Origin of the sequence: Clostridium polynesiense (assembly GCF_000820705.1) — a bacterium.
In the GTDB taxonomy this organism is placed as follows: Bacteria; Bacillota; Clostridia; order Clostridiales; family Clostridiaceae; genus Clostridium_AA; species Clostridium_AA polynesiense.
On sequence record NZ_CCXI01000036.1, the window covers coordinates 1 to 4799 of the forward strand.

The 4799-nt window shown below is 33.9% G+C and carries 7 protein-coding genes; 4 read left to right on the top strand and 3 right to left on the bottom strand.

The features are described from left to right. Positions 1-66, bottom strand: a 66-nt coding sequence (locus tag TA89_RS19245; RefSeq protein ID WP_242850071.1) for a MerR family transcriptional regulator, incomplete at its 3' end; no start/stop codon positions are given. 34 nt (positions 67-100) lie between these two features. Then, positions 101-226, bottom strand: a complete 126-nt coding sequence (locus TA89_RS19010; RefSeq protein WP_278246203.1) for a MerR family transcriptional regulator — start codon at positions 224-226, stop codon at positions 101-103. A 93-nt stretch (positions 227-319) separates the two neighbouring features. Here TA89_RS19010 and TA89_RS03890 point away from each other — a divergent pair, with 93 nt between their 5' ends. The 4 genes from TA89_RS03890 to TA89_RS03905 all read left to right on the top strand — a co-directional run bounded on the left by TA89_RS03890 (position 320) and on the right by TA89_RS03905 (position 4100). Beyond that, on the top strand, positions 320-931 hold the full coding sequence (locus TA89_RS03890) for a GNAT family N-acetyltransferase (protein ID WP_052447312.1): 612 nt from the start codon (positions 320-322) through the stop codon (positions 929-931). Then, a complete protein-coding gene (locus TA89_RS03895) occupies positions 932-2242 on the top strand; it encodes an MATE family efflux transporter (RefSeq protein WP_040211013.1) in 1311 nt (436 codons plus the stop codon). It abuts the gene before it with no gap. A gap of 168 nt (positions 2243-2410) precedes the next feature. After that, positions 2411-2848, top strand: a complete 438-nt coding sequence (locus TA89_RS03900; RefSeq protein WP_040211014.1) for a hypothetical protein — start codon at positions 2411-2413, stop codon at positions 2846-2848. 139 nt (positions 2849-2987) lie between these two features. Further along, entirely contained in the window at positions 2988-4100 is a 1113-nt protein-coding gene (locus TA89_RS03905; protein WP_040211015.1) for a helix-turn-helix domain-containing protein, read from the top strand. 107 nt (positions 4101-4207) lie between these two features. Here the strand turns inward: TA89_RS03905 and TA89_RS03910 are convergent, their stop codons facing one another. Then, on the bottom strand, positions 4208-4672 hold the full coding sequence (locus TA89_RS03910; RefSeq protein ID WP_040211016.1) for a nucleoside deaminase: 465 nt from the start codon (positions 4670-4672) through the stop codon (positions 4208-4210). Positions 4673-4799 lie beyond the last annotated feature (127 nt).

The window sequence follows — 4799 nt, forward strand, 5'->3', positions numbered from 1 at the left end:
CCTTTTATCCATGTATGCCTTAATATCTTCCAGGGACATATCAAGCTCTCTCAAAGTAAGAATCATCTCAAGAGTAGAACCCTGAGAAAGAGAATAATACCTATATCCGTTTTCTTTTTTTTATCGCAGGAGAAAACAATCCGATTTTATCATAAAAATGCAGAGTGCGATTGCCTATTTCATGTAAATCAGCATACTGCTGAATGGTAAATAATTCATCCCTCATTTTTTTAATCTCCTTATTGACTTTACAGTTAGTGTATAGTTTATCATACACTTTGAGCAGGTAAAATACAAGCTTTAACGGAGGTGTATGATATTGAAATATCGTAAATTTAAAATAAGTGATGAAACTTTATTAGCAGAAATTATCCGAGATACCTGGGGATATAATCGACTTAGTAAAAACCCTGAGGTTGCCCTTTTGATGGGAAAAATCTATTTATATAGCTGTTTATGCAGTCAGAACTACAATCTCGTTGCTGAAGAAAAGGGGAAACCTGTTGGAATTATAATGGGAAATTCACATAAAAAGCCGGAAAAGCTAAATTTAATCTACAGGTTGAAGCAGCTGTACTATTATACAAAAATGAAGAGGTATAAGGAAGGTGAATTCATTCTTAATCTTTTTAAAGGTTTTGAGCGTCTTGATAATGAGATGCTTAAAGAGATAGGTAAAAGCTATGACGGGGAGCTTGTTTTCTTTGTTACAGATGAAGCTATACGTGGACAGCATGTTGGTACGGGACTATATAGAAGCCTAGTGGAGGAATTTAAAGCAAACAGCTCCAAACTAATCTATGTTTATACTGATGACAGCTGCAATTATGGATTTTATGAACATCAAGGATTTAAAAGGATTAATGAAAGGAAACAGGTTGTTTATAACCACCACTTTCAATTTTATGTTTACGAAAAGGAGCTTATTTAGATGAAATCAATTGAAAATCAATTTTGGAAATATGTAATACCCAGCATGATCACAGTGCTTCTTGGAGGTACCTTTGCTTTTGTTGACGGTATTTTTATAGGACAGGGAACCGGTGATTTAGGTCTGACAGCTGTAAATTTAGTAGCTCCTGTGGCTGCACTGGTAACGGCTTTAGCTGCTGGAATAGGTATGGGTGGCTCTATTGTAATGTCTACCTGTGCAGGAAACAAAGACGAGGAAAATATGAGAAAAGCCAGAGATGTTACTATTACTTTGCTTTTTATTATATCAGTGATAATCTTTTTAACAGGAAGCTTTTTTAGCAAACATATTACATCTTTGCTTGGTGCTAAAGGGGATATATCTCAACCTGCCTTAGATTATCTGAAAATAGTTCTGACCTTCGGCTGCTTTCAGATGTTTTCCAGCGGTCTGAGTAATCTGGTTATCAATTCAGGTAAATCAGTACTTGCTATGTCTGTTATGGTGGGAGCTCTTATTCTCAACATAATCCTTGACGGATTATTTGTTCTGGTTTTTAAAATGGGTACTTTAGGAGCCGCTCTTGCAACAGTTTTGGGACAAGCGGCATCAGCAGTTGTTTATTTTATCATTCTCTTTGGAGATAAGAAAACCCGTCCTGTTTTCAGTGATTTGAAGCCACAAAAATCAATTGTTCAAAAGGTAGTTAGAACCGGTCTTTCTCCTTTTGGCGTTCAACTAGCTCCTTCAATTGTAGTTATGTGCATAAACTATGCCTGCGTATGGACTAGTGGACAGGATACTCTTGCTGCTTTTGCTGTGATGAATCAGCTCATTCTTGCAATACAGATATTATTTACCGGAATAGGGAATGGAATACAGCCTATTATAAGCTACTGTACCGGGAGTAAAAATAAGACAGGTGTTCAAAAGACCTTTAAAAAAGCAATAGTATTTATGAGCTCTGTAGCTGGATTTTTAATTATAGTACTGTACGCTGTACGTTTCAAAGTACCAATGCTTTTTAATGCTTCTTCTCAAGTAGCAGAAATGGTAGAGAGAGTACTGATTTACCTTCTGGTTATGATACCCTTTATCGGATTTAACCGGGTTTTGGTTCCCTTTTTGTTTGCATCAAGCAGGAATAAGGAAGCCAGTATCCTTACTTATGTAGAGCCATTAGTGATAACCCCTATATGTCTCCTGATATGCTGCCTTATTTTGAAATCTTATGGCATATGGCTAGCAATGGTGTTAGCACAGCTGATTCTATTTATGGTTGGTATATCTATTTTAAAGGCACAATGGAATAAGCATGATTTAATTTAGTGACTTTTATTTAGCATTATATATAATTAAATACATAGAAGGGAATTTATGGATAAAAATCTGTAAAAGAGATATTATGAGTAAGCAGGGTTTCTTATGATTAATTCCTTCTTAATGTAAATAATTTATTTAGAAGAAATACTGAAGACAATAAAAGGGGGAAAATATATGGTTATTGGAATAATGGGTGACAGCTGTGTGGGGAAATCCTCACTAGCTGAATGCATAAGTGAAAAAATCGGTGCAGAAATTATTACCGGAAAGGATTACCTGAGTTTAGCAAAAAGCGAAAGCATGGCAAAAGTGATTTTTAAGAAGAAGCTGAATTCTGCTTTATCAGAAGGAAATATCCTTTATGTTATTTCAGAAGAAGAACAGCTGTCCTTTTTACCGGAGCAAGCACTGAGGGTACTTGTTACTGCTGACTTGGAGACGATAAAGTTTCGTTTTTCTAAAAGAATGAAGGGAAATCTCCCTGAAGCTGTGAGCAAAATGCTGGAAAGAAAGTATGGCTTGTTTACAACGGAACGTCATGATATTTGTGTAACCGGTGAAGATGGAAGTATAGAGAAAAACTGCGAAGAAATTATAAAGCTTATAAAATAATTGGTATATTCGAAAAAACTCTTTAACCTGTAGTTAAGTTTCCTATAATATATTAAACTATAAATCCATTGGTATAGGCAGTAAAAGCGGTTATACTGAGTGTATAGGATCCTATAATACTACAGCGGAGTGATAATCAATGAAAAAATTACTAATCGGTGATATTATTTATAAGCTCAGAAAAGAAAAGGAAATGACTCAGGAACAGCTTGCAAATTTTATTGGAGTTTCTACAGCAGCAGTATCAAAATGGGAAAGCGGTATTTCCTATCCTGACATAACCTTACTTCCGGTTATTGCTACATTTTTTAACGTTTCTATAGATATACTTTTAGATTTTAAAACCGATCTGACAGATGAAGAGGTTATGGATATATATATGGAATGTGAAAAATTATTCAGTAGCGGTGAATTGGAAGAAACAGTAAAATTAAGTAGAGCCTATATAGATAAATATCCTTACAGTTATTTTTTAAAGTTTAGGATTGCTTTTTTATTTACTATGTATTCATGGAAAGCCCCAGAGGAAGAGAAGGGGATGAAGATGATAGGATATTCCATTGAGCTTTATGAGGATGTAGCAAAAAACTGCAGTAAATCAGAGTTAACAGAGCAGGCATTGTTTCAGCTGGGTGCTTTGTATCCAACTGTAGGTGATGCGCATAAAGCCATTGATGCCTTGAATAAGATACCAAAAAGATATATAGATCCTGATGTAATACTTGCAAATATATATATTGAAAAAAGTGAGTATAAAAAAGCTAGAGAAATACTTCAAAGCAAGTTATATAAAAATATAAATGATATTTCCCTTTTCTGCATGGGACTGGCAAATTCATATATCAGGGATGAAAGAGATTTAAATATGGCGGAAAACTATTATAAGTTATCTATTGATATAAAAAAATCTACTTCTCTTAATGGTAATTCCGGTTTGTCCTTATATACTGAATATCTGAATTTTGCTCAGGTTTATTTGAAGTTTAAGGAAAGAAATAAAGCTATGGATATGCTTATGAAAATGGTAGAGGACATTAGAAATCATGACATTAATAATCCTGAAAAGTTCAGTAGTATATGGTGTTTCAAAGATATTTTACAGGTAAAACGAACGATAACCATGAATTTATATGAAAATATATTTAAAATCCTTGAGGCTTCTGAATTTGATTTAATTAGAGAGGAAAAAGAATTTAAAGACATAATTAATGAACTAAAGGATTTAGATAGAAAATCCAATATAAGCAGATAATTGGAGATTTCTTTATAGGGATAATACTTTTATAAGTAATTAAAAAAAGATATAGAATTCATTTAAAATGTATCCTATATCTTTTTTACGTTTAAAGATGTTATAGTCTAATACTGTACTCTGTCCATTTTAAATTTCCATTCATGGAAAGGCTCAAGGCTTTTATCTCTGTCTATCTGCACCACATCTACTTGAAGCTCTGATGCATTCCCTCTAATAACATCATAAATATATTGGTCATCAAAATCTATATCCGCAGCATCTTCTCGGGTCGCACCGTAATAAAGCTTTTTAATCTTTGCCCAGTGGATTGCAGCAAAGCACATAGGACAGGGCTCACAGGAAGAATATATTTCACAGTCAGATAAATCGAATCTTCCAAGGATTCTGCAGGCCTTTCTTATTGCATTCATCTCAGCATGAGCTGTGGGGTCATTCGTGCTTATTACTTCATTGTGTGCTCTTGCTATAATTTTTCCGTCCTTTACAATAACTGCTCCGAAAGGACCACCATGGTTGTTTTTCATTCCCTCAAAGGCTTCTTCTATAGCAATTTTCATAAACTCATTCATTTTCACACCGCCTTATTTTTTATTAGAGTTAGTATGTGATAGATTTTAAAGTTTGTTTTTAATATCTATGTAATTGTATATAGAATATTTTGAAATGCCTAGAAAATTTGCTATTTTATCTCCTGCT